Here is a 23096-nt window from a genome sequence, read left to right on the forward strand (position 1 = left end):
TTGTTTTTACACCTCGTTATGCGCGCCATAACTATGACGAAGAGCAAACAATAGTCGAATCAATGATTCATGATACCCGATGAACCATCCTTCCTCGATTCCGTTAACGATGGCTTCTTCTGTCATCCAAGCGACGCGTTGGACTTCTTCTTCCTGTAGCGTCAAAGTCGTCAGATCCACTTCCTGCTCGACGAGATAATAATCGTCAAAACCGATTTCAAACGGGATCGTCAGATGGGGACGGATGCCTGTGAAATCGATATCGAGTCCAAGCTCTTCCGACAGTTCCCGTTGCGCTGCCATCTGACTCGTATCCCCACTAATCGCACTGCCTCCGACCGTCAGATCCCACATGTTCGGCCAACCAGATTTAAACGGTTGCCGTTGTTGGACGAGCATCTCTCCTTTGGCGTTAAAGACACAGACGTGAATCGTCATGTGATAATCGCCAGCTGTATGTGGCGTCCCCCGTGTCCAGAGCCGTCCTGTTTTCTTACGATCTGCTGTGTATACGTCCCACTGTTCCATTCTAAATCCTGCTCCTTTTTAATCAATGAAAGATGTAGAGTTCGAACTTTCCTCCGCCTTGACACAATCAATTGCGACGACGAGGGCGATCAACAATTCTTCCATCGCTTCATCTTCGACTTCAATCATGTACTGATCGGTCCACGAAATCCATTTCTTCTGCACGCGCCCAATCCGTTGCCCTTGTTGTAAGACCTCAAAATCAACATCCCACCAGTCGCCCGTCACTTCGAATTGATCCGAGTTGATCGTATAGCGGTCCTTGAAGAACGTGAACTCTTTAATGATTTCAAACGATTGCCCTGCTGCTTCGACATAAAAGACCGGTCGGAAACTGAACGTCTTCTTCGTGATTTCCGCGACTTCCTCTCCATCTCGGTTCGTCACGCTGAATGACTTCGGAAGTTTCATAAAACTGCCCTCGATGTGATAGGCTTCGTGCCCCGCCTCGTCTTGAATCGAGAATCGTCCACGTAAACTGAACGCTTTTTCTTTCATATAAAGTGTATGCATACCGGTCTCCTCCTTTAGTGTATAGTCTCATTTACGCTAACATCGATGGAAAAGATTCAATATCTGGAAATTCTCGTTTGTTTCCTGACTTTCAGTGGTATCAACTTACATACCACGAATCTACGGGAAAGAAGGAATTTTGATGTCTATCGATACGATTGTTCTCTTCATTTTACTCGCCATCGCCCTGTTGATCATCCTTGTCCCACCGCTTCTCTTTTGGCACGTCTGGCGCGCCGATCGTCGCCAGCAAGAACACGCGGTCCTGCGTAACTTCCCTGTCCTCGGAAAGATGCGTTACATCCTCGAAAACATGGGACCGGAACTTCGCCAATACTTATTTCTCAACAATAACGAAGGGAAACCCTTCTCCCGTAATGAATACAAGACGGCTGTCCTTTCCGGCAAATACCAAAGTCGGATTCTCGGTTTTGGATCGGAACGTGATTTTGAAGAAGCTGGTTTTTATGTACAAAACGCCCTCTTTCCAACGAATCGTCAGGAATTACGAATCGATCAATCCGAACGTGTTGATACGCATATCTATCAGATTGACCGTGATGAACTATTTACACGTAAAGAACATCTCGTTGAGAAGCAAATTTCACCGTATCTCTTGAAAATGGAGGATGCACCGGTCATTGGCGCGACGACGTGCCGACACCCTTATCAAGTTCAAGGGCTGATCGGTCAATCGGCGATGAGTTTTGGCGCACTCGGTGACCGGGCGATCACCGCGCTCTCAATCGGACTTGGTCGCGCTAAGGGGAGCTGGATGAATACCGGGGAAGGTGGACTATCCGATTTTCATCTAAAAGGTGACGTCGACATCATCTGTCAGATTGGTCCCGGTCTGTTCGGTGTCCGAACGGAAGGCGGTGACTTTTCGTTCGATGAGTTCCAGAAAAAAAGTGAGTTACCGCAAGTCAAAGCTTTCGAACTCAAGCTCGCCCAAGGAGCTAAGACACGCGGTGGTCATCTCGAAGGATCAAAGGTCACAGAAGAGATTGCCGCTGTCCGGAAGGTCAAAGTCGGTGTCGGCATCGATAGTCCGAACCGGTTCAACGAATTCACGACACCAGAGACGATGCTCGACTGGGTCGAACGTCTACGTGAGATCGGCGGAAAACCGGTCGGAATCAAAGTCGTCGTCGGTAATCTTGAAGACATGCGGCAGTTGATTGCTTATATGAAAGAATCCGGACGTCATCCGGACTTCATGACGGTCGATGGAGGTGAAGGAGGGACAGGCGCGACGTTCCAAGAACTCGCGGATGCTGCCGGTCTACCACTCTTTTCCGCCTTACCGTTCGTCCATCAACTCCTGACGGAAGCCGGTTTACGCGACAAGGTCAAAGTGTTTGCGTCCGGTAAGCTGATCAGTGCCGATAAGATTGCGATCGCTCTCGCCCTCGGTGCCGACTTCGTCAATATCGCACGTGGTCTGATGTTTAATGTCGGCTGTATCCAAGCGCAAGTCTGTCACACGAATCACTGTCCGGTCGGTGTCGCGACGACCGACCCGAAGCTGCAAAAAGCGCTAATCGTCGACGAAAAAAGTTTCCGCGTGACGAACTACATCATCTCGTTACGAGAAGGTCTCTATAACCTGACAGCGGCAGCAGGACTCGTCTCACCAACGGAACTACGACCCGAACACGTTATCTATAAGGATGAAGCCGGACACCTGATTCCGGGACCGGACTGGATGGCACGGCATATGATGGATCGCTCTCTTTCCTCACGGTAACGAATAGCACTCACTTGCACTTTTTAGCCAGAGCGCTTAAAGTGTATAGTTGATGAAATTCTTTAACCACACATGTGCATTACCTTAAGGAAAGGGTTTAATATACTATGAAAAAGAACTTTTGGCAGGACTTACCACGACCATTTTTCGTCTTAGCACCGATGGAAGACGTCACCGACGTCGTCTTCCGCCACGTCGTCGCGAAAGCGGCGCGTCCGGACGTCTTCTTCACGGAATTCACGAATACAGAAAGCTATTGTCATCCGAAAGGCAAGCAGAGCGTCCGCGGACGTCTCGAGTTCACGGAGGATGAACAACCAATGGTTGCTCACATCTGGGGCGACAAACCGGAATATTTCCGCGAAATGAGCATCGGCATGGCAGAGATGGGCTTTAGCGGAATCGACATCAACATGGGCTGTCCCGTCCATAACGTTGCTGTTAACGGTAAAGGCTCCGGTTTGATCAATCGTCCGGAAGTCGCAGCTGAACTGATTCAAGCTGCAAAAGCAGGCGGTCTCCCGGTCAGCGTCAAAACGCGTCTCGGCTATACGAAGGTCGAAGAGTGGCACGATTGGTTGCGCCACATCCTCGAGCAAGATATCGCGAATCTCTCGATTCACCTTCGGACACGTAAAGAGATGAGCGCCGTTCCAGCGCACTTCGAATTGATTCCGGAAATCAAGAAGTTACGCGATGAGATCGCACCACAAACGTTACTGACGATCAACGGGGATATCAACGATCGCCAACACGGTCTTGAACTCGTTGAGAAATACGGTGTCGATGGTGTCATGATCGGTCGCGGGATCTTCCACAATCCGTTTGCGTTCGAAGTCGAGAAAAAAGAACATTCGAGCCAAGAACTCCTCGATTTGTTACGTCTGCAGCTCGATCTGCACGATCATTACTCGGCTCAATTCGAGCCACGTCTCTTCAAACCATTACGCCGGTTCTTCAAGATTTACGTCCGCGGATTCCGCGGTGCGAGTGAACTGCGGGTCAAATTGATGGAGACGAACTCAACGGATGAAGTGCGTGCTTTACTCGACGCCTTCGTTGAAGAAGAAGGGATTCACGAGGTCAACTCGTTTTCAATCTAACAACAAAGCACGCCTCCTCATCTTGAGGAAGCGTGCTTTTTCGTGTCACCAGCATTCGACTGTTTGCCGCGTATCCGCACACCATTGTTCAAAGTCAGACTGATGCGTCAGCGATAAGAAACGTCGTTTGCCGAGTCGCCGATCGAGCCGTGCGATGCCACGGATGAAAGGATGTGGATGAACGAGCACTTGTTCAAACGCAAGGTTCGGGTACTGCAACAAGTCCTGTTGGATTTCATAGTTCGCTAGGTATCCGTCCTGTTTGACCTGTCGTTCGATCTCAGTGGATAACGCATGCGACTGCTTCAACCAGTCGGACTGCCATAGCGATCCGGTTGGTTTATCCGGTAACTGTGAAGCTTGTAACGCGTAGCGTCGATCGACTTCCCGTTCGAAGTGAAAGTCGTCTGCTCCGAGAATCTCTTCTCCGTCAAACGTCACCCAGACGCGACTGGGACTATCTTGAATCCGGTAGACAGCTGCATGAAAAGCAATCCGTCCTTGTAACGACGGGGCGAGCAGTTGTTCGACTCGTTTTTTGATGATGGAAAACTGCAAGCAATCCGTCCTTTCCGTCCGGCTAATCTAATCAGCCGTTCTTCATATGAAACGATTCCGCAAGCGTAAACGTCAACTCTTTTAACTCGAGACCACCAAGTGCAAAGTAGAGTTTTAAATAGTTGTGCGGGTTGAAGACGAAGACGTCCTTCGTCTGGCTGACCCACTCGCCGTTTGTCCCGTTGAAGGTGAAGGTTGCGACCGGCATGTTGTTCGCAAACAACGTCACCGGCATCTGCGCCAGTTCACCAGCGTTCGAACGTGCCGTCAACGTGACCTGATACATCCCCGTCTCTTCCGCCGTGACAGCGAAGACATGACTGCTGCCTGTCGTCGTCGTGATGTCCGTTAACGGGAAGGCATCCCCACTGACGAGACGTTGGTGTGAGACCGCTTGCTCTTCGAGCGTCTCTTCTTCGACCGGTGCCCCGAGAACTTCGACCGGTGATCCTGTTCCCATCACACGCTCCATGACCGGTGAGCGTAACAGGAAGTGACAGATGTTCGCGGCACTGCGCAGTAACTCGGAACGTCGAAGTGTCCCGTCAGCGAGAGCCGTCAACGTATCATCCTCGAACGGATTCGTTCCTGGTTCGCCGACGACCATGTAGAGATCGTTTTGCGAACGGACCATCGTCGCCGTTTGTTGACGGTTTGCTTCCGTTCCTTCGGCATTGATTTTCGCCCACCAGTCGGTCATGACGATTCCGTCAAAGCCCCACTCATCGCGCAAGATGCGTGTGTTCTGATCATATAAGCCGGCAGTCCAGATGCCATTGACGGCACCGTACGTCGTCATGATCGAGTACGCTTTCCCGTCCTTGACGGCCATCTCGAACCCTTTCAAGTACAACTCACGTAACGCCCGTTCTGATACGATCGAATCCAGATCGTGTCGGTGGAACTCTTGGTTGTTGGCACTGAAGTGTTTCAACGTTCCCGTCACACCAACCCGGTGCATCCCGTCGAGCTGTGCCACGGCCATTTTTCCAGTCAGATACGAATCTTCCGAGAAATACTCGAAGTTCCGTCCGTTGAGTGGATGACGGTGGAGGTTCATCCCGGGTCCAAGCAACGTATCAATCTCGTTTTTCCGTAACTCGAGACCTGTCATCTCAAATAGATCGGCAATCAACGTCGTGTTGAACGTCGAAGCAAGCAACGTTCCGTTCGGTAACGAGAAGGCTTTCGTCCCGATGTCCATCCGGATTCCGGACGGACCATCCGCGCAACAGCCTGCTGGAATACCAAGTGCTTCGAGTTCTGTCGTCACGCCACCGAAGGCTCCTGCCGTTCCCGGTGTGACGCGCGGTGAGTTCATCCCTTCCCCCCGGACGATTGCCGCGAGATCCGCATCCGTCAATTGATCGAGGAACGTCTCGAGCGTGACCTGTTCTTCTTTGACGTCGCGTAACTTCCAACCAGCGTCTTCCGTCTGCGTCCGTTCAACGGGACGCTCCTGTTGACGACGTTGTTCCGGATCGATCGTCCGCAGTGGTGTTGTTTCATACGTCACCGTATATCCCGTTTCGGTCGCTTGTGGTTTGATGCGTTCAAACGCCGTCACCGGTGCCATGTTCTCCGTTAAGACGTCCGTGACGTCAAGCGTCTCGACGGAATGGCTTGCGACTGGAACCGCTGACCGGACGTCCGTTCCGAGATAGAGCTGATACGTGCCCGGTTCGACGACATAAGACGACTTATGCCCGGTAACGCCACTATCGTCATAACTCGCAAACGAGGCGAACGGTACGACGAGTGTGAGAGATTCTTGTTCGCCTGGTGCGAGTTCTTTTGTCTTGCCGAACGTCACGAGTTGACGCGTCGGATTCCCGAGTTGTCCTTGTGGTTTCTCGAGGTATCCTTGTACGACTTCCTTCCCACTCGTCTGCCCGGTATTCGTCACCGTCGCTGTAACCGTCCAAGCATCAGCTGACGTCGTCACGTCTGTCGTAAGGTCAAACGACGTATACGATAATCCATACCCGAACGGATACAAGACCGCTTCCGGTGCGAACGTCTCGAAGTAACGGTACCCGACATAGATGTCTTCTTGATACAACGCGCGATCAGCATGACCGAAGTGTGGTGTTGACGGATAATCATCGAGTGAACGGACGATCGTATCTGGTAATTTTCCGGACGGCGAGACGCGACCGAGCAAGAGATCACTCAGTCCAGTTCCGCCTTCCATTCCTCCTTGCCACGCGTAGAGGACAGCACTTGGCACCGTCTCTTCGACCCAGCGCATATCAATGATGTTCCCGACGTTCAAGACGACGACAGTTTGTTTGAAGTGTGTCGTCACGAGTCGGAGCATCTCCTGTTCCGTCTCCGTTAAAAAATAACTCCCTGGATCCGCTGTATTGTCGCGGTCTTCCCCAGCCGTACGACCGATCATGATCAAGGCAACATCGGAGTCAAGCGCTGCTTGCTGAACGAGTGTCGCGTCAAGCGGCATCTCTTCTTGCGACCACGGCTCGGCTGCCCAGCCTTCCCCTTGGTCAAACGGATGGTCTTCAAGCCAGTTCTCGTACGCCTTGAGGACGTCTGCATTCAGCGTTACGTCTTCGCGTAGCATATCGAGCGGACTGACGACGTTCGTGACGTTGACCATCCCACCTGATCCCGTACCACTTTTGTAGTAGTTGAACTGATTACGTCCGAAGACAGCGACCGTCGATGCGGGTTGCAACGGGAGCACACCATCATTTTGTAAGAGGACCGCCCCTTCCGCGACGGTTTGTCGAGCGAGTTTTGTATAGGCTTGCCAATCGAGCGTGTATGTCATGCGTCATCCACCTTTGTTAGTTAGTTTGAGAAAAAAGTCGTTTTAAGTCTTTTGCGATTTCGTCTAAGCTGTCCTCGGCTTGCGGATACAGACCGAGTTTATCAAGAAAGGCATGTTCCATCCCGCGGTACTGGAGATAACGAGTCTTGACGCCGGCGCGCGCGAGCTTTTTCGCATACGCTTCCCCTTCAAGACGTAAGTAATCAAACTCTCCCGTAATGACGAGTGCCTCTGGTAGATCGTTGAGCGTCGCGAACAACGGTGAGATCCGTCGATCCGTCGAATCACTCGCTTGGACGTACCATTGTTCAAGGACACCCTCTTCATCTTGAAGCGACAAAATGATCCGTTCGAGTAACTGCGGTTCCGTTTGTCGGTCATACGCTTCAAGCGTCCAGTCATATTCCGAATTTGGATGTTCCCCAACGTTGACGACCGGATAATACAAGACTTGATAGCGGATATACGGCGTCGGACGCTCGCGGTCGAACAAACAACAGACCGTCGCCAAGTTCCCACCGGCACTATCACCGGCGACAGCGATCGCACCTGGATCAATCCCAAGTCGATCAGCGTGTTCGACTGCCCAATCGATCGCTGCATGACAATCCTCAAGTCCTGTTGGAAACGGATGCTCGGGTGCTAATCGGTAGCCGACTGACAAGACGGCGACGTTCCCCTTATCGGCTAATGCTTTACATGGATTCTCGACCGTCTCGAGCGTACCACCGAAAAAACCACCTCCATGGAAATAGACGACGAGCGGGAGCGGACGTGCCGCTTCCGGACGATACAGCCGTGCTTCGATCGTGGTACCGGGTCTTGGGATCGCGAGGACGTCCGTTGAGATTTTCCGAGTCGTCACGTCTTCGTTGTCCCAGCCCATGCCGACACGCGCCAATTCAACTGGCGACGCTCCTTCTGGCATCGAGACCGATGGACGCTGCGTGAGGACGACCTCACGGACACGCGGATCGAGTGTTCCTGGAGTCGAGACGTCGGGAATTGGCTTATCGACGATTTCGAGTCCGTCTTGATGGATGGATGAACGATTTCGTAACGTTCGCAGTAAATCTTGCATCGATGCGGTAGACAAGTGGATCGCTTCCTTTCTAGTCAAACCGTTATCGAAAGCGCTTTCGATAACAATTAAAAAAATTTCGAATGCCTCTTTTTCAAAAAAGAGACCGCTTACATCACAATATACCTGTCTTTGACAGGAGAAGCAAATATTTCACCTAAAAAAATCAGCGCAGTCGCCTGCGCTGATCCTCATCGTAATTGTTCTTGTGAAACGATCGTAAAGCCATCAATGACCGTGTCTTCCTCGACCTCGATCAACAGGCATCGTTTCCCTTGATAGTTGACTTGTTTGACGTACTTCAAGTCTTGCGGACTGATTGCGATGTTCGCGACCTTCGTATTGATTTTAATCGATTTCGCTTCATAGTTTGGGACGATGTTACTCGCCTTCATCTCGTATGTTGGATCGTCAACGACCGTCTTGAACGCCCGTTCGACTTGTTCCGTGCTGACATCTTCGACACCACTTGCCTTGAGCACACGCTCGACTTCCTGAACGTCGAGCATCGGTACTTCTTCCTCATCTTGATCCTCTTCGACGACGATCAACTGGTTGATGTTTTCATAGACACCGGCTAACGTCTTCGTATCCATCGATTCACCGACGACCGATTTGACGATTTCCTCGAAGATCGCTTTATCCTCATCTGCCGTGACGATCGGTTGACCGTTCAAGACGTTTTCAAGGAAGCCGAAATCCGGTTTATTCGGCTTGCCCGCCGCATACAAGACATGATTGACGTCTGCTGCGTTGTCGGTAAAGGTCGGGAAGAGGAATCCACCAATCGGCGACGCCAGTTTGATGACCGGATTGATGAATAAGTTCGACTTGAATTCGCGTTCGACGAAATCAAAGACGAGTGATTGTTTCGGTAACTCCGTCAAGTTAAGGCTACCGAGAATGAACGGTGTCGTATAGACGTCGTCATTCGGATCGATCTCTGTCTCGTCCGCTTGGCGCTTTGTCGTTTTATAGTATTGCCCGCGAATGAACGTGACGACGAGGTCATTCTCGTACTGAACGTCTTGGACCATCTTCAACGCCATCGTCTGCATCTGCTCGACCCAGTCCTCCGGCTCTTCCGCATACAGTCCTTCATAAAGGAGCTGCTGTGTGTGACCCGTCTCTCCTTCTTCCGGATGCGTGAACTTGACCTCGAACAGCTTGACGTCGAGTTTTCCACCTAATACTTTCTTGAAGTTCGCGAGGAACAGCTCCTGTTGTTCCGGATCAAGCAATGGAAACGGTCGGGCTTCCTCATGATAGATTTCGCTCGTCTCTTTTCGGATATAGACGTTGTAGATTTCATGGATTTTTAGTAAATCGGCATCCATCTTGAAGTGACGACGGATGTCGGCGATGTCTTTTTTATTCATGCATACCAGCTCCTCGAATCATTAAAATCCTGCTTCCTGAAAAGCGTACCATATGCGAGATGACCAGACATCTTTTAGAAAATCAATGCGCACGGAATGAATACGCGCGTGTGACAGGATTAACGATCTCATATTCATATTCCTGATGGGCAGCGCGAGCTTGCGCGATGCAATTATCTAGTTCTTTTGTGTTGAAATAACGTTGCGCTTCCGTCAACGTGCCACTTACGACTAAAAAGATACCGAACACGATCAACCATCCTCTGATTCGTTCGTTCATGATGTAGTCTCCTTTCTTCTCCACCTAAATCCTAACATCAGACCCTTCTATATAATGACAAAAGTTTAATTTTAATAACATTTACACGATATTTATTTTTTCCTAAATAAGTGATGCCATACTAAAAAATGTGAAGGGTGTCTTCACATCATCTCGTCTCATACATAGGAGGAATGACACGTGTTCAAAGCCATCAAGTCCATCGTCATCACTACGCTCGTCTGCCTGACCGCTTTCCAATTCGATACGACGTCTGTTTCCGCGTTACCATCGGGCATCTTATCAAAAGCGACGGCCCAGTCTCAACTCGATGCTTTAACGGTTAAAACAGAAGGCAGCATGACCGGTTATTCGCGTGATTTGTTCCCGCACTGGAGCAGTCAAGGAGGCGGCTGTGATACACGACAAGTCGTCTTAAAACGTGACGCTGATTCATATGTCGGATCGTGTCCCGTTACATCCGGTTCTTGGTATAGTTACTATGACGGACTGACATTCACGAATCCGTCTGACCTCGACATCGATCATGTCGTACCGCTTGCGGAAGCATGGCGCTCAGGAGCAAGCAGCTGGACGACAACGACTCGTCAAGCATTCGCAAACGATTTAACAGGTCCGCAATTGATCGCTGTCTCTGCAAGCTCGAACCGTTCAAAAGGGGATCAGGATCCGTCGACATGGAAGCCGACACGGGCAGGTGCGAGCTGCGCTTACTCGAAGATGTGGATCAATACGAAGAGTCGCTGGAACCTCAGCTTACAGTCGAGTGAAAAAACAGCCTTACAAACGATGTTGAACACATGTACATACTAAAAAGGAGTCGATTCGATGGAAACGAAAACCTCTACCTTTACCGCCACACATGGTGTCATGACGCAAGAAGTCGGTGTCATCAGCGGTGAACTCGAACTCCGGACGACCTGTCAGGAGGACGGAACGTTGGAACTGAAGATTGCTTACGTCGGAGCGATAGACGTCTATACGTTACCCGGTAGTTATCGTGTTCATGACGTTCGGGATCATGACGTCATCCATCAGATGTTAGTGACAATGCTCGAACGCTACTGAAAAACAAAACTAGGACAAGAATGTGAAACATTCGTCCTAGCTTTGTTTTTCAAGTGCTTTCAATTTATCGATACATCAAAAATATATGGTTTAATTTCTAAATCGTAATTCTCTGAAGACACTTCAGCATTAAATTTAATTTGTGTTTCACTTAAATCTATTGCAGGATAGACAATCACACCTTCAGTTTCTATACTAGGTAATATTTCATTTTGAATTTCTTGAAGTCCAGTAGTTTTAGAATCAACATACTCTTCTTCTAGTTGCTTATTTCCGACAATTAATTTTGCAGATCCCGGATAAAATGAAGCTTTTTCTTTTGTATCGTTTTTTATTTTTACATACACTCTCGTTTGATTCTCCGCAATTTCAATTTTTTTTAAAGTCATCTTAATTTCATATTGATTGATTTCTTTATCCACTTGAACTTCTTTTAATGTGGGAGAAACAGCAGTTAAATAATTAACGACTTCAATATGTTTAGCTAATACAACTGGTGCTGTTACAGTTCCTCCGAATGCATTTTCTCCTTCAAATTCATCTTTAATTACTCCATCTATTTTTACATAATCATCTGTTTTAACTTTAAATTTCGGATCATCTATAGCTACTAATGTATTTTTTTCAGCATTTTCCGGATCAGCCCAAACCTGAATGTACGTACCTTTTTCATCTTTTTCAGGTTCAGCAAATACTTTTCCAGTAATCTCTAATTCATAACCTTTATATTTTTTAGGGTCACTATACAATTTCTCATAATCTTCTTCGTTTAATTTACCTTTCGTTTTGACACTCTCCGATTTTTTAACATCCTTAGAGTTTGAGGATGAAGACTCATTATCACTACATGCTCCTAACATCACTGTAGCAATAATCAGGCTGACAAGAATCATTAATTTTCGCATAATAAAGATACCTCCTTTAATAAAAATTATTATAGTAATTTTACCATATTTTTTAATATTTATTATTTTAATTCTATTTAAAAGATCAAAATGGTAAATTAAATTCAAAAATGCTATTAAGTCGTATAAAACGTTTTACCACGGTAACTTTGCATTTTTTATTTCTTCTTCCCACAAAATTCGTATCTCCTCGAAAACATTCATCGGTAATTTGCCTTCGGGTGCAGATAGATTGTGTTGCAATTGCTTACTAGTTTTAGCTACAGGAATCATCGTCGATACTTCTTCGTATGAAAGAATGCATTGTATGGCCGCCTGCACCATAGAAGTATCTTGACCGAGAATGCGACGAACGTTTTCAACTAACGCAGCTCTTATTTCGATTTCTTCCTTGCTTCAGCGATCCCGAACCCCACTGAAGGTACTGTAACGATCATACTTTCCAGTTAACCAACCTGAATCTAGCGGAATCTTAGAAATGATTCCGACTCCTTGTTAATGAGCTGATTTCATTCTCGTCACTGGTTCTTGATGAAACATATTGAACATTACTTCAATCACTTGACTGTTCGTGTGTTCTAATAGTTCTTTTACTTCTTTCCCTGTATCGACCGAAGCACCGAAAGCTCGAATTTTCTCTTCTTTTTTAGTCGTTCAAGTAGTTCGAATTGTGGAGATTCGCTTGTCAACGTCGTAAACGGTGGATTATGTAGTAAAAGACAATCTAAATAGTCTGTCTGTAAACGACGTCAGCTACTTTCGACGGATGTTAAGAGTTGTTCCGGTTCAAAATTTTGTTCCCCACTCGATTGATGACCACACTTACTACTGATTATGACTTGATCTCGTTTCTCTTTAATTGCTTTTCCGATCAACTCTTCACTTTTTTCAGCTCCATAATTAGGTGCTGTATCAAAAAAGGTGCACTCTTCATCAATAGCTTGCTCGATCTAATGTACTGCATCTGCATCGGTCATTTTACCCCAATCCTTTTCGTTTCCTAATTGCCATGCACCAAAGCCGATCTCCGATACTTTGATTCCGGTATTTCCTAATACTCTTTTTTTAATAAATATCTCCAACTTTCTTTTTTATGATTATCATCAATAACCCCCCTTAATCGGGTCACTTTATGTAGTGTATAAAAAAAGACAATCATTCCACCTGACCGTCTTTTGTCATTCATTTAGTAAAATTCAATCGTCACATCGTTATACCCATTTGTTTTAAGGAAAGAGGTTAATAATTTTTGTATGCGTACATCTGCCGCTTTTAGAAAACCTTGCTGAATTTTTTTCTCTTCAATTTTTCTTTTTTCTTTGTTGATATCATCAAAAATCTGCTGGGATTGATAATCAGAAAAAATATTCCCTTTGATATCCGTTACCTTGGCTGTATCTGTATCTGCTACATTATCAAGGATAGTCGCATTCGGAACCTTAACGTATAATTGCTTAGCTGTTTCGTCATAAGATAACTGTAATTTCGAGAGATCCGTTCCTGCTTTTAGATAACCATCATATTCAATTAGTTTGATTGCCTCTGCCAGCTTCATGTCGATGAACGGTACCTTTTTACTGCTTCGACTGACTATGACTTTGCTATATTCATATTTTAAGGTAGTCCACTCGGACAATTCGACCAATCGTTCTTTTACTAAAGCAGTATCAGAACTTTTAGTTGTAGAAAATAGAGAAGGTTTGAAATAGAAAATGGCACCGGCACCGACTATTCCTATGATTACCAAAAGAACCAACATGTTCATAACGAATTTTTTCATTTTTAAAAGTCTCCTTACATGTGTATCACTAAATTTCAAGTATTAAGAATATATCTACGCGCTAGTTAAAAAGAGGTGACATGATCCATGATAATCACATCACCTCTTCCATTCATACTTATTACTATTACATAGCTCTTTTACATACTGCATAACATTCTTCGATATGTGCGTTCCCTAAATATTTCATTGCACCAAAACTAATTCCAGCTGAAACGGCCTGTCCCACAAAAGGAACGTACTTGGTGACCTGTTTAATTGCCATTTTGGCACCCATTCTTTTTAGTAATTGTGCAACTACTGTTTTTGTAATGTACTTCCCAACCAATTCGCTTCCGACCGAAGAAATAATGATTGCGAGTCTTCCTTTTATTTCAGAATCGAGCTGATCAATCTGCTCAGGAGATAATCCGAATTTCCGGTTAATCGCAGGAAGGAGCTCCATCATAATGACGACGTCTGCTCCAACGTCTGCTCCTGGAATAGGAACGACTGCGGCTGCGGCTGAAGCTGATGCTCTTTTATTAACCATTGAATGACACTCTGCTTTAATACGGTCTAGTTCTGAATTAGAAATAGGCAACACGTTGTTTCCCCCGATTCTTAAATTAATTTCTATACTAACAAAAGATGGTATCTCATAATGATTATCGGTTTCATCCCTTAAATTTACAATCTTTTTTATTATTTGATGTAAAAAGTTATTTATCCGTAATATCTTTTATTTTATAAATATGAATAAGAAGTACCTCAGAATTTTTAAATAGTATTAGGACTGCTTTATGATATCCTGTCCCCTCAGATAGAAACAAAAACCTTTACGTTTGCTACGATCGCGGGATTATCAGCGGTGAACTGGAAGTCGGATGACTTGTTACGGTTGCTTATGTCAGAGCGGTAGACGTTTGCGTTATTCAGTAATTATTGTGTCATGACGTCATTTATCAAATGTTCATCAACGTGCTAAATCAGACACAATAAAACAGACGCTGTTCCATCACTGAATGGCGTCTGCTTTATTGTCGAGTATTTAAAATCAGATTGTCATTATTTACTAAAGCATACGTTTTTATCTGACGTTCCATTCGGTATAGTGAGAGCAGAGTCATTATCCGTTTTAAGGAGGCATAACTCATGCGGAATATTTTGATTCCAATCGGCGTCATCTTAAGTGGTGCAGGTCTCTACATGGCACTAGAAAGTCATGTTCCTGCGTTACTCGTTACCGGCATCATCATGCTATTTGGTTGCGGTATTGGTATCATCACGAAAGAAAAGTCGGAATAATCCATAGATCCAGTCAGGAGGATAAATATGATTCAACAATTCATCGAGGAACAGCAGTCACACGATACTATTGGCGGGTTTATCGCTAAGTCTGTTGACCCGATCCTCGCCCACGTTAATCCATCACGTTTACAAGACAACGATCTTGTACTATTGATTCAAGCTGATCAATCGATTGTTATCTCTTTCGCTAATTCACAAGATCAATCAGATTGGACGCCAATATCACGAGAGCAGATTCATCGATCGAAAAGTCTACTTGCACCTAAGACATGATATTTCAAAATTAAGCACGGTGAATATGCCGGAACCTATTTGATTTCACCGGATTTGATTGTGAATGATCAATTCAAGAGTGAGAAAGATTATTTAGAAGTTCTCACATCAACAACGAATAAGTAACTCATAAATGTTTTATCAAGACGATTTCGTCTTTAATCGGAACTCCCTTTTCATTGTATAACGGGATTTCCGGTTTTATTTTGCGTGCAAAGTCCACGGCATTCGGAATCACCTGCGATATTGTATATCCCCGATGTTGATAGAAACGTATCGCATGCTCATTATCATTCGTCGTAACAAGTGTCAGCAAGTCGCATTGTTGCTGTGCTGCCCTTTCTTCTACCACTTGCATCAATCGTGAGCCGATTCCTTTTCCTTCCTCAAGACTATCCAGCGAAATGATTTCGCACGTCTGCGAAGTCATATGATAGGTAATCAGTCCAATGATTTCATGATCATCGTTTATGGCATAAAATCCATCTAAGAGACTACAATCATGAACACCTGTCGATGTTACCATTTGTGAACTGCCCCAGTGCTTGGTAAAAAAGACTTTAACCTGACTACGTGTTTTTTCTTCAATGATCTGAATAACCATTATGTCCTCCTTTCATTTATATACATTTCGTCGTCTTTGTTAATTATGATATAAGAGTTAATCTTACTAACTAAAAAAGACCACCTAGAGTATCAGTTAATACACTTAAGGCGGTCATCTAAATAGTGCTTATTTGTGATAAGGCTCATTTCGATTAATCCGGTACGCCCGATAAATCTGTTCACAGAGGATCATCTTCATCAATTGATGCGGGAATGTCATCTTTGAAAACGAGATTGTATCATTTGCACGCTGCATCACTTCTGGTGCAAGACCAAGTGATCCACCGATGACGAAAGCAATTTTACTCTTGCCGTATGTCGCGAGTTGATCGAGTTCTTTTGCGAACTGTTCACTCGTCCGTTGTTTTCCTTCGATAGCAAGTGCGAGGACGTGAACGTCGGGTCCGATCTTCGCTAAAATCCGTTCGCCCTCTTTTTTCTTCACTTGCGCCATCTCCGCTTCACTCAATTGCTCCGGTGCCTTTTCGTCCGCGACCTCGATTTCTTGGATCGAACAGTAGGCGCCGAGACGCTTCGTATATTCGGCGATGCCTTGCTTCAAATACTTCTCTTTTAGCTTTCCGACCGTAATGATAATAATTTGCATCTTATTTCTCGCTTTCTGACAGAAAATTCAGGAGTTATCCACAGAGTTATCCACAAATCCACATGTTGATATTTATTTTTTGCTTGACACAAGATATGTTGCCGGTGCGTCACAGTATTCACAGATGATGTTTTTTTCTGGATTTAGCTGATCGAGAATCGGGTATTGTTCTGTTTCATCTACGATTTCGTCAAGCGCGAGCTCGACATGTTCTAAACAGACGTACTTATCCACAGGTGGTCTCCTCCTTTCACTTATCCACATTTATCCGCTTCCAGTATAACAAATATCGACCTTCCTGACCGGAAAAGGCGCAGGTTTCCTCACTCAAAAAAACCATCCACAGGTCGGACCTGTGGATGGTTTTTCAGATTATGCTTTACTGAACAGTTGGTGACTGAGCTGACAACTTCACATCTGCTGTCTGTTTTTCACCGCTACGGTAGAACGTGACTTTGACCGTTTCGCCAACTTTTGCATCCCGGTAGAGGACGCTTTTTAGATCAGCGAACGATGCGATCGCTTTTCCGTTGATCTCAACGATGACATCGTTTGCCTTCATACCCGCTTTTTCGGCTCCGCTGTTACGTGTCAGACCGACGACGACGATTCCTTTCGTGACATCATTCGGTAATTTCAGACGATCTTCGCGATATCCGCTTGGGAATTCCTGCACGTCACGAATCTGAATCCCGAGCTGTGGACGAACGACTTCACCATTTTGCTCGAGATCACGCATGATTGGTAACGCTTCGTTGATCGGAATCGCAAACCCGACTCCTTCGACACTTGCTTCCGCGATCTTCATCGAGTTGATCCCGATCAATTGACCGGCTGTGTTGATGAGCGCTCCACCCGAGTTCCCCGGGTTGATCGCTGCATCGGTTTGGATGACTTCCGTGTTGAAGTCTTGCTGTCCATCCTTGTTCGTATCGACTGGAACTGTCCGTTCCTGCGCACTGATGACACCGCGTGTGACGGAGTTCGCGAAGATTCCGAGTGGGTTTCCGATCGCAAGCACCGTTTCACCGGCACGTAACGTATCCGAATCCCCCAGTTTTGCGACTTGCGTCACTTTCGATGAATCAATCGACAAGACCGCTAAATCGTACGTCGGATCTTCCCCGAGGACTTTTGCCTCGAGTGCTGTTCCGTCGGATAACGTCACAGACAGGCGGCTCGCGCCTTCGACGACGTGGTAGTTCGTGACGACGTAGGCTTTATTGCCGTCTTTTTTATAGATGACGCCGGACCCTGCACCCGTTTCCTGATCGGTTCCTTGGAACGAGCTCTGAAGGTTCGTCACGCTCACGACGGCTTCCTTCGTCTTACCAACCGCACCGACGATGTCGGCTTCATCCTCTGTCGTCTGTGTTGCAGTCTGTTCCGCTGTCGTCGACGAAACCGGAGTCGGACTCGTCATCTCATCGCGGACGAACGGCCACGCGACGAGGGCAATCAACAAGGCTCCGACGATTCCGCCGATCAGACCGACGAAAAAGGCTTTTCCGGCACCGCGACGACGCTTTGGTTCTGGTTGTTCTTCATATGGTTCACGATAAGGGCTGACCGGTTCGCTCGTTGCCGGTTGACGGGGCGGGAAGCCGCTCTCATCGGATGACTGTTCGTATCGTTCGGATTCGTTCCGTGGTTCTTCGGGTCGATCCATCGACATACGCCTCCTTTATGACTCTCTTTACACAAGTATACCCCCATCACGTGGCAAGTGAGCCAAATGTGGGGGTCTTTTGAGCATATTCAGTAATTTCCCATAATCAAAGCTTTAGGAGCGGCGTCGGAATGACCGGATCCGTGTCGAGAAGCTGAATCTTACTCAGATCGACGTCACGGCTCGCGAGCGTCTGGGAGACACTCATCCGGGCGAGTTCCTTCATGTTGTTGTCCTTGCTCAAATGGGCCATATGGATCCGTTTTGTCCGATCATCAAGGACCTCGCTCATCGCGATTGCGGCGTCCTCATTCGAGACGTGTCCGTAATCCCCGAGGATCCGTCGTTTGACGCTCCACGGATAATGTCCCATCTGGAGCATACCGATATCATGGTTCGCTTCGAAGATATAGGCATCAGCGCCCCGAATGACACCTTTCATTCGGTCCGAGACGTATCCGGTATCCGTGATGTGCGCCAACCGTTTTCCTTCATGGGCGAACTGGAAGAACATCGGATCGGCTGCATCGTGACTAACGTTGAATGATTCGACTTCGATGTCACCGAACTGCTTGACCTCTCCGACTTCCCAGAGGAACTTCAGCGCCGGATCAATCTTACCGATCTTCGCTTCCATCGCTGCCCATGTCTTTTCATTCGCATAGAGCGGGATATTGTACTTCCGCGCCATGATGCCGACGCCTTTGATATGGTCGGAGTGCTCATGGGTGACGAACAGACCATCGATGCCATGTGGCGACCGGTCGATCTGGTCGAACAAGGCGAGCATCGCCTTGCCGGTCAATCCCGCGTCGACGAGCAAGCGGGTCTGTTCACTTTCGATATAGAGGGCGTTCCCCGTCGAGCCACTGGCCATGACGCTGTAGTGTAGGCTCATCGTGCATTCCTCATTTCTCTGAGACTGTATCCAATCGTTCTACGGTCTGGACACCGCCATCAATCGCATTGACGAAATAGACTTCTTCATTATCGAGCTCGATTTGCCACGTCGGCGGCAGGATTTGGACCGATTCCGTGCCTTCCGTGACGAGACAGAAATAACCGAGCTTGTGACTCGTCAACCGCTTCGATGCCGGGAACAAGCCTTGCTCCGACAACTGGACGATTGCTTCACTTGCCGATAACAACGTCACGTCCTGCGCTTGCCGGACGACCTTGTTCAAGTGGCGTTGTTTGTAGCTGACGATTTCCTTCGCATCGTTGAGCTGCAAGACGAGCAGGGACGGTCCGATCATCGCATCGTCCTCACGCGACTGCTGTGGTGTCGAATAGAGCGGCTGTCCCTTATACGTCTGAACGAATGTCATCTCCTGATACTTACTATCATACTTCCAAAATGTATATTCGGCACCATATCGAACTGATGCTTGAACGAACGATGAAGCAGAATCCCGCATCGTCTTCGCATCGAGTCGATACGGTTTCGTCAACCGGACCGACCACTCGACATCGTTCTTGACGGAGGCGACCGCGTCACGAATCGGTGAACTCGCGAGTGGCGCTAGCGTCCGCGCATCGACTTCGGCTGTTAAATAGCCGATGTCTCGCGTAACCGGTTGTAGCTTTTTCTCATCGATTTGACGATCCTTCAAGATCGATTTACCGGTCGCACTCGTCGCGACGATCCGCGGCTCGACCATCCGGTCCATCAATTGAATGGCGAGGTAGACGTTCAGGATCAAAAAGGTCAGCATCAATAAGGTCTTCGCTTTACTCCAGTCCATTCATCCTCACCCCTCATTCCCGACAGCTTGATTGATCGATTGCCAGACACCGTCGATCTTAATGAACCACGTCGGCTCAAAGACGGCATAGCGGCTCGTTGAAATCTTATACGTCATCTCATATCCAATCCGGATTCCACTGATCTCTTTTAAGAGATCAGCACGGCTCAGACGTTCGAGAACCGTTTCAACGGCTGGCACCGTCTCTTCCCGAAGGATGAGCTTCCGCTTCGCCCGAAGCATGCTACGACTGAGCGACCGGACTTGATTTTCCTCATACATGATCTTCAGTGTCGCAAGATCGAACTTCGTCTGTTCGAGTAGCGGACCACTCTCCCCAAATACCGGATACCGGTTCAAGTACAACCGGAACGTCGCCGTCTGTTCCTCACTCTTTTTACTCATCTGATCAAAGTAATACCGGAAGCCACTGCGTTGGGTATCTTGATCGAGCCAGCCCCCATGAATGTTGACATAGCTGACGAGCGTGCTGTAATCGACAGTCGAGCTTTGCGTATTCGGCGATAATGTATTGAAACGATACACATTATAGTTTCGGTCATACGTCGAAACGCTGACGCCGTCCGTCAAGACGTCGAGATCATCCCGACTCTTGATTTGCTGGACGTTCGAGTTCTCGGCAAAAAAGGCACTCCGAATGCGGTCGAGTGGTTTCGGCGATTGCCCGACCTCGTCATAGACGAAGACTTGCTCTAGTCGCGTCGTACCGCTCGCGACATACGTATAATCGCCACCTTTGAGTTCGACGCGTGTCATCGGTTTTTTCTTATCATGCGCGAACAGTCGCTTCAGAACCGTCTCATCGCCGACGAGCTTGAAGTCCTTCAGGCGACCGGTCGCCGACTCGAGACGGAGGATTGGTCCATCATAATCGAGTAAATAGAGTCGTTTGATCGGTTCCGAGAAGGCGATCTGTTTTTCTCCGAGTAACTCTTCAAGAATCGTCGCACTGATCGGTGTCGGGAAGATCATCTCGACACTCCGATCACCGACCGGGATGTTGTTCGCTTTATCCGTCAAGACGAGGACACCGATGTTAAACGACGCACCGATTCGGTTAAGGAAGGTCCGACCGATGATTTGTGTCTGATAGATCCCTTCCTGATCCGAATAGACGAGTAGTTCCGGGTTGATCAGTTGGTTGCTTTCAATCGTCTTTGAGGCATCGATCTCGTTGAACGAGACCTGTTCCCGCTCGATTGATTCACTGCTTGGATGATAGGTCCAGAGCATCGCTGTCTGAGCGATCGAACCGGCGACAAGTAGGACGAGTAACAGCGAACTCCAGTGTTGTTTCTTCATCCGGCATCCACCTCTTCGATCACCTCATACGGAAGCGTGAAGTAAATCGTCGTGCCGCGTCCCCATTCACTTTCTGCCCAGATGTCGCCACCATGTGCCGAAACGACGTCTTTTGCGATCGACAGACCAAGACCGGTGCCGCCGATTTTACGGGCACGGGCTTTATCGACACGATAGAAGCGTTCGAAGATTTTTTGGAGATTCGCTTTCGGGATTCCGACACCTTCATCCTTGATGCTGATGACGATCCGTTTTGCCCGGAGCATCGTCCGGACGGTGATCGTTCCGCCTTCCGGTGAGTACTTGATTGCGTTCGTCAGGATGTTGTCTGCGACCTGAATCAATTTATCCTGATCACCACGGATATAGACTTTCCGCTTCATGATCTTACGACGGAAACGAATCCGTTCCGGCTTCGTCATGTCATGGCGATCGAGAATCTCATTCAGGAACTGAATGTAATCGAAGCGGACCTTGTTCATTTTGTATTCCTTACTGTCCATCTTCGACAGTTGTAAGAGATCGGTGACGAGGCGGATCATCCGCTCCGTCTCATTTTGTGTCGTCTCAAGGAAACGCGGTGCGAGTTCCTCGTCCTGATACGCTCCTTCTGCCAAGGCTTCAAGATAGCTGCGCATCGTCGTCAGCGGTGTTCGGAGCTCGTGACTGACGTTCGCGACGAATTCGCGACGATCCTGTTCGACCTGCTCCTGTTCCGTGACGTCATGCAGGACGACGATCATCCCGGTAATCGGACCACTGTGTTTCTTGACGGGCGAGAAGAATGCCCGGACGAGGAACAATTCGTCCTCACTACTGAAATCAAGCAGACGCGGTGGCATCGTACCATCTTCCGGAATCATGAAATCGTCACCGAGTGCCAGTAAGTCCTTCAAGTTCGTTCCGACGACGCTCGCATCGTCCGCACCGACGATATCCTTCGCTTGATCGTTCATCAAGATGACGCGCAGTGTTCGATCCGTCGCGATGACGCCATCGGTCATGTTCTCAAGGACGCTCGTCAACTTCCGTCGTTCAGCTTCCGTCGTCGCGTTCGCTTCGAGTAGCTCATCCGTCAATTCGTTGAAGGAACGGGCGAGTTGCCCGATCTCATCGTCCGAATAGACCTTAACCTTCCGCGAGAAGTTCCCGCGTCGCATCTCGATCGCTTGACGCCGCATATCGGAAATCGGACGCGTGATCGTCCGCGACAGCAACACACCGAGAATTGACGTGATGACGAGGGCGATGACCGTTCCGGTCGCAAGAATCCGCGTAACCTGTTGCATCTGCGAATAGATTGACTCCATCGAAGCGCGAACATAAATCATACCGGTCGTTACGCCGTCTCGTTCCGAGGTAACCGGTACGGCAAAGATTCGGATCTTATCCTCTGATTCCGGATCAAGCACGGTGTCTGTCCGGGTCGAGCTCGTTGCCTGCGCTTTTTTAATCAGTGAATTCGTCGCCCGTTGTCCGACTGCTGATTGGTTCTCGTTATCCGATGTTGCCTGGATGATCGAGTCCTGGTCAATGATCTGAACTTCGAGGATGTCGTTCCTTGAGGTGGAGCCATTACTAAACTCAGACAGCAGTTGCCCTAGTGATTGGGACAACTGCCGCTTGGAGGCGTCATCATCGCCTGTTTTATCGAATTCCTTCCCGACGTTATAGGCGACAAGACCTGCCCGGTCCTCGACCGACTTCGAGAAGTTCGTAATGTACTGCTTTTCAAGGGAACGAACGAAATAGACGCCAATGACCTGCATCGCCACTAAAATCAATAAGGCATAGATGACGACGAGTTTCCATTGGATGGATTTAAAGAAGTTCGTTCCTTTTAACAT

25 protein-coding genes are annotated in these 23096 nt (G+C 47.7%); 6 read left to right on the forward strand and 19 right to left on the reverse strand.

The window, feature by feature from the left end; translation table 11 throughout:
• Nucleotides 1-6: 6 nt before the first annotated feature.
• Complete coding sequence (locus tag B3G15_RS00135; protein ID WP_290714320.1) at nt 7-528, reverse strand: NUDIX hydrolase; 522 nt, start codon at nt 526-528, stop codon at nt 7-9.
• An 18-nt stretch (nt 529-546) separates the two neighbouring features.
• Complete coding sequence (locus tag B3G15_RS00140) at nt 547-1041, reverse strand: LURP-one-related/scramblase family protein (RefSeq protein WP_290714321.1); 495 nt, start codon at nt 1039-1041, stop codon at nt 547-549.
• A 142-nt stretch (nt 1042-1183) separates the two neighbouring features.
• On the opposite strand from B3G15_RS00140, the gene B3G15_RS00145 reads away from it, so the two are divergent.
• Together B3G15_RS00145 and B3G15_RS00150 are read left to right on the forward strand one after the other, a co-directional pair.
• Nucleotides 1184-2791, forward strand: a complete 1608-nt coding sequence (locus B3G15_RS00145) for an FMN-binding glutamate synthase family protein (protein WP_290714322.1) — start codon at nt 1184-1186, stop codon at nt 2789-2791.
• Between the two features lie 107 nt (nt 2792-2898).
• On the forward strand, nt 2899-3894 hold the full coding sequence (locus B3G15_RS00150; RefSeq protein WP_029343007.1) for a tRNA dihydrouridine synthase: 996 nt from the start codon (nt 2899-2901) through the stop codon (nt 3892-3894).
• Between the two features lie 45 nt (nt 3895-3939).
• On the opposite strand, the gene B3G15_RS00155 is transcribed toward B3G15_RS00150, so the two are convergent.
• The 5 genes from B3G15_RS00155 to B3G15_RS00175 all read right to left on the reverse strand — a co-directional run bounded on the left by B3G15_RS00155 (nt 3940) and on the right by B3G15_RS00175 (nt 9983).
• Nucleotides 3940-4452 carry an SF0329 family protein gene (locus B3G15_RS00155; protein ID WP_290714323.1) on the reverse strand — a complete coding sequence of 171 codons (513 nt, stop codon included), beginning with the start codon at nt 4450-4452 and terminating at the stop codon, nt 3940-3942.
• Nucleotides 4453-4483: 31 nt separating this feature from the next.
• Complete coding sequence (locus tag B3G15_RS00160) at nt 4484-7243, reverse strand: glycoside hydrolase family 3 protein (RefSeq protein ID WP_290714324.1); 2760 nt, start codon at nt 7241-7243, stop codon at nt 4484-4486.
• Nucleotides 7244-7259: 16 nt separating this feature from the next.
• Nucleotides 7260-8339 carry an alpha/beta hydrolase gene (locus tag B3G15_RS00165; protein ID WP_290714325.1) on the reverse strand — a complete coding sequence of 360 codons (1080 nt, stop codon included), beginning with the start codon at nt 8337-8339 and terminating at the stop codon, nt 7260-7262.
• A gap of 176 nt (nt 8340-8515) precedes the next feature.
• Entirely contained in the window at nt 8516-9703 is a 1188-nt protein-coding gene (locus tag B3G15_RS00170; protein ID WP_035395462.1) for a DUF4317 domain-containing protein, read from the reverse strand.
• Between the two features lie 82 nt (nt 9704-9785).
• A complete protein-coding gene (locus tag B3G15_RS00175) occupies nt 9786-9983 on the reverse strand; it encodes a hypothetical protein (protein ID WP_214748953.1) in 198 nt (65 codons plus the stop codon).
• Between the two features lie 192 nt (nt 9984-10175).
• Between B3G15_RS00175 and B3G15_RS00180 the strand changes: the two genes are divergently transcribed.
• Both B3G15_RS00180 and B3G15_RS00185 read left to right on the forward strand, forming a co-directional pair.
• Nucleotides 10176-10796, forward strand: coding sequence for an HNH endonuclease family protein (locus B3G15_RS00180; RefSeq protein WP_414651110.1), 621 nt, complete (start codon nt 10176-10178; stop codon nt 10794-10796).
• Nucleotides 10797-10811: 15 nt separating this feature from the next.
• Nucleotides 10812-11051, forward strand: coding sequence for a hypothetical protein (locus tag B3G15_RS00185; protein ID WP_290714327.1), 240 nt, complete (start codon nt 10812-10814; stop codon nt 11049-11051).
• A 59-nt stretch (nt 11052-11110) separates the two neighbouring features.
• On the opposite strand, the gene B3G15_RS00190 is transcribed toward B3G15_RS00185, so the two are convergent.
• The 4 genes from B3G15_RS00190 to B3G15_RS00205 form a co-directional block, all read right to left on the reverse strand.
• Nucleotides 11111-11956: a DUF4352 domain-containing protein gene (locus B3G15_RS00190; RefSeq protein ID WP_215085131.1), complete on the reverse strand. Its 846-nt coding sequence runs from the start codon at nt 11954-11956 to the stop codon at nt 11111-11113.
• 749 nt (nt 11957-12705) lie between these two features.
• The gene (locus tag B3G15_RS00195; protein ID WP_326188686.1) at nt 12706-12906 is read right to left on the reverse strand and encodes an aldo/keto reductase; all 201 of its coding nucleotides are present in this window, start codon (nt 12904-12906) and stop codon (nt 12706-12708) included.
• A 236-nt stretch (nt 12907-13142) separates the two neighbouring features.
• A complete protein-coding gene (locus tag B3G15_RS00200) occupies nt 13143-13736 on the reverse strand; it encodes a DUF4230 domain-containing protein (RefSeq protein ID WP_214748962.1) in 594 nt (197 codons plus the stop codon).
• A gap of 127 nt (nt 13737-13863) precedes the next feature.
• A complete protein-coding gene (locus B3G15_RS00205; protein ID WP_214748964.1) occupies nt 13864-14322 on the reverse strand; it encodes a hypothetical protein in 459 nt (152 codons plus the stop codon).
• Between the two features lie 548 nt (nt 14323-14870).
• On the opposite strand from B3G15_RS00205, the gene B3G15_RS00210 reads away from it, so the two are divergent.
• Nucleotides 14871-15023 (forward strand): hypothetical protein, encoded by a 153-nt coding sequence (locus tag B3G15_RS00210; protein WP_290714328.1) that lies wholly within the window; start codon nt 14871-14873, stop codon nt 15021-15023.
• Nucleotides 15024-15050: 27 nt separating this feature from the next.
• A complete protein-coding gene (locus B3G15_RS00215; protein ID WP_214748970.1) occupies nt 15051-15299 on the forward strand; it encodes a hypothetical protein in 249 nt (82 codons plus the stop codon).
• Between the two features lie 127 nt (nt 15300-15426).
• On the opposite strand, the gene B3G15_RS00220 is transcribed toward B3G15_RS00215, so the two are convergent.
• The 8 genes from B3G15_RS00220 to walK all read right to left on the reverse strand — a co-directional run bounded on the left by B3G15_RS00220 (nt 15427) and on the right by walK (nt 23096).
• Nucleotides 15427-15903 (reverse strand): GNAT family N-acetyltransferase, encoded by a 477-nt coding sequence (locus B3G15_RS00220; protein ID WP_214748973.1) that lies wholly within the window; start codon nt 15901-15903, stop codon nt 15427-15429.
• A 129-nt stretch (nt 15904-16032) separates the two neighbouring features.
• On the reverse strand, nt 16033-16512 hold the full coding sequence (gene rlmH / locus B3G15_RS00225; RefSeq protein WP_290714329.1) for a 23S rRNA (pseudouridine(1915)-N(3))-methyltransferase RlmH: 480 nt from the start codon (nt 16510-16512) through the stop codon (nt 16033-16035).
• 72 nt (nt 16513-16584) lie between these two features.
• Entirely contained in the window at nt 16585-16746 is a 162-nt protein-coding gene (locus B3G15_RS00230) for a CxxH/CxxC protein (RefSeq protein ID WP_290714330.1), read from the reverse strand.
• 145 nt (nt 16747-16891) lie between these two features.
• Entirely contained in the window at nt 16892-18181 is a 1290-nt protein-coding gene (locus B3G15_RS00235) for a S1C family serine protease (RefSeq protein ID WP_290714331.1), read from the reverse strand.
• 106 nt (nt 18182-18287) lie between these two features.
• Nucleotides 18288-19079, reverse strand: coding sequence for an MBL fold metallo-hydrolase (locus B3G15_RS00240; RefSeq protein ID WP_023469840.1), 792 nt, complete (start codon nt 19077-19079; stop codon nt 18288-18290).
• Between the two features lie 10 nt (nt 19080-19089).
• Entirely contained in the window at nt 19090-19926 is an 837-nt protein-coding gene (locus B3G15_RS00245; RefSeq protein ID WP_023469841.1) for a two-component system regulatory protein YycI, read from the reverse strand.
• A 6-nt stretch (nt 19927-19932) separates the two neighbouring features.
• A complete protein-coding gene (yycH, locus tag B3G15_RS00250; RefSeq protein WP_023469842.1) occupies nt 19933-21249 on the reverse strand; it encodes a two-component system activity regulator YycH in 1317 nt (438 codons plus the stop codon).
• Nucleotides 21246-23096, reverse strand: coding sequence for a cell wall metabolism sensor histidine kinase WalK (gene walK, locus B3G15_RS00255; RefSeq protein WP_029343019.1), 1851 nt, complete (start codon nt 23094-23096; stop codon nt 21246-21248). Before walK ends, yycH begins: the two co-directional genes overlap by 4 nt.

It is taken from the genome of Exiguobacterium sp. UBA1053, from assembly GCF_002316465.1.
GTDB lineage: Bacteria > Bacillota > Bacilli > Exiguobacteriales > Exiguobacteriaceae > Exiguobacterium_A > Exiguobacterium_A abrahamii.

Bases quoted from the DNA above. Each gene is read 5' to 3' on its own strand.
- B3G15_RS00135 (WP_290714320.1), bottom strand. From the start codon at position 528: ATGGAACAGTGGGACGTATACACAGCAGATCGTAAGAAAACAGGACGG.
- B3G15_RS00140 (WP_290714321.1), bottom strand. From the start codon at position 1,041: ATGCATACACTTTATATGAAAGAAAAAGCGTTCAGTTTACGTGGACGA.
- B3G15_RS00145 (WP_290714322.1), top strand. From the start codon at position 1,184: ATGTCTATCGATACGATTGTTCTCTTCATTTTACTCGCCATCGCCCTG.
- B3G15_RS00150 (WP_029343007.1), top strand. From the start codon at position 2,899: ATGAAAAAGAACTTTTGGCAGGACTTACCACGACCATTTTTCGTCTTA.
- B3G15_RS00160 (WP_290714324.1), bottom strand. From the start codon at position 7,243: ATGACATACACGCTCGATTGGCAAGCCTATACAAAACTCGCTCGACAA.
- B3G15_RS00170 (WP_035395462.1), bottom strand. From the start codon at position 9,703: ATGAATAAAAAAGACATCGCCGACATCCGTCGTCACTTCAAGATGGAT.
- B3G15_RS00175 (WP_214748953.1), bottom strand. From the start codon at position 9,983: ATGAACGAACGAATCAGAGGATGGTTGATCGTGTTCGGTATCTTTTTA.
- B3G15_RS00185 (WP_290714327.1), top strand. From the start codon at position 10,812: ATGGAAACGAAAACCTCTACCTTTACCGCCACACATGGTGTCATGACG.
- B3G15_RS00190 (WP_215085131.1), bottom strand. From the start codon at position 11,956: ATGCGAAAATTAATGATTCTTGTCAGCCTGATTATTGCTACAGTGATG.
- B3G15_RS00200 (WP_214748962.1), bottom strand. From the start codon at position 13,736: ATGAAAAAATTCGTTATGAACATGTTGGTTCTTTTGGTAATCATAGGA.
- B3G15_RS00210 (WP_290714328.1), top strand. From the start codon at position 14,871: ATGCGGAATATTTTGATTCCAATCGGCGTCATCTTAAGTGGTGCAGGT.
- B3G15_RS00215 (WP_214748970.1), top strand. From the start codon at position 15,051: ATGATTCAACAATTCATCGAGGAACAGCAGTCACACGATACTATTGGC.
- B3G15_RS00220 (WP_214748973.1), bottom strand. From the start codon at position 15,903: ATGGTTATTCAGATCATTGAAGAAAAAACACGTAGTCAGGTTAAAGTC.
- rlmH (WP_290714329.1), bottom strand. From the start codon at position 16,512: ATGCAAATTATTATCATTACGGTCGGAAAGCTAAAAGAGAAGTATTTG.
- B3G15_RS00235 (WP_290714331.1), bottom strand. From the start codon at position 18,181: ATGGATCGACCCGAAGAACCACGGAACGAATCCGAACGATACGAACAG.
- B3G15_RS00240 (WP_023469840.1), bottom strand. From the start codon at position 19,079: ATGAGCCTACACTACAGCGTCATGGCCAGTGGCTCGACGGGGAACGCC.
- B3G15_RS00245 (WP_023469841.1), bottom strand. From the start codon at position 19,926: ATGGACTGGAGTAAAGCGAAGACCTTATTGATGCTGACCTTTTTGATC.
- yycH (WP_023469842.1), bottom strand. From the start codon at position 21,249: ATGAAGAAACAACACTGGAGTTCGCTGTTACTCGTCCTACTTGTCGCC.
- walK (WP_029343019.1), bottom strand. From the start codon at position 23,096: ATGTTAAAAGGAACGAACTTCTTTAAATCCATCCAATGGAAACTCGTC.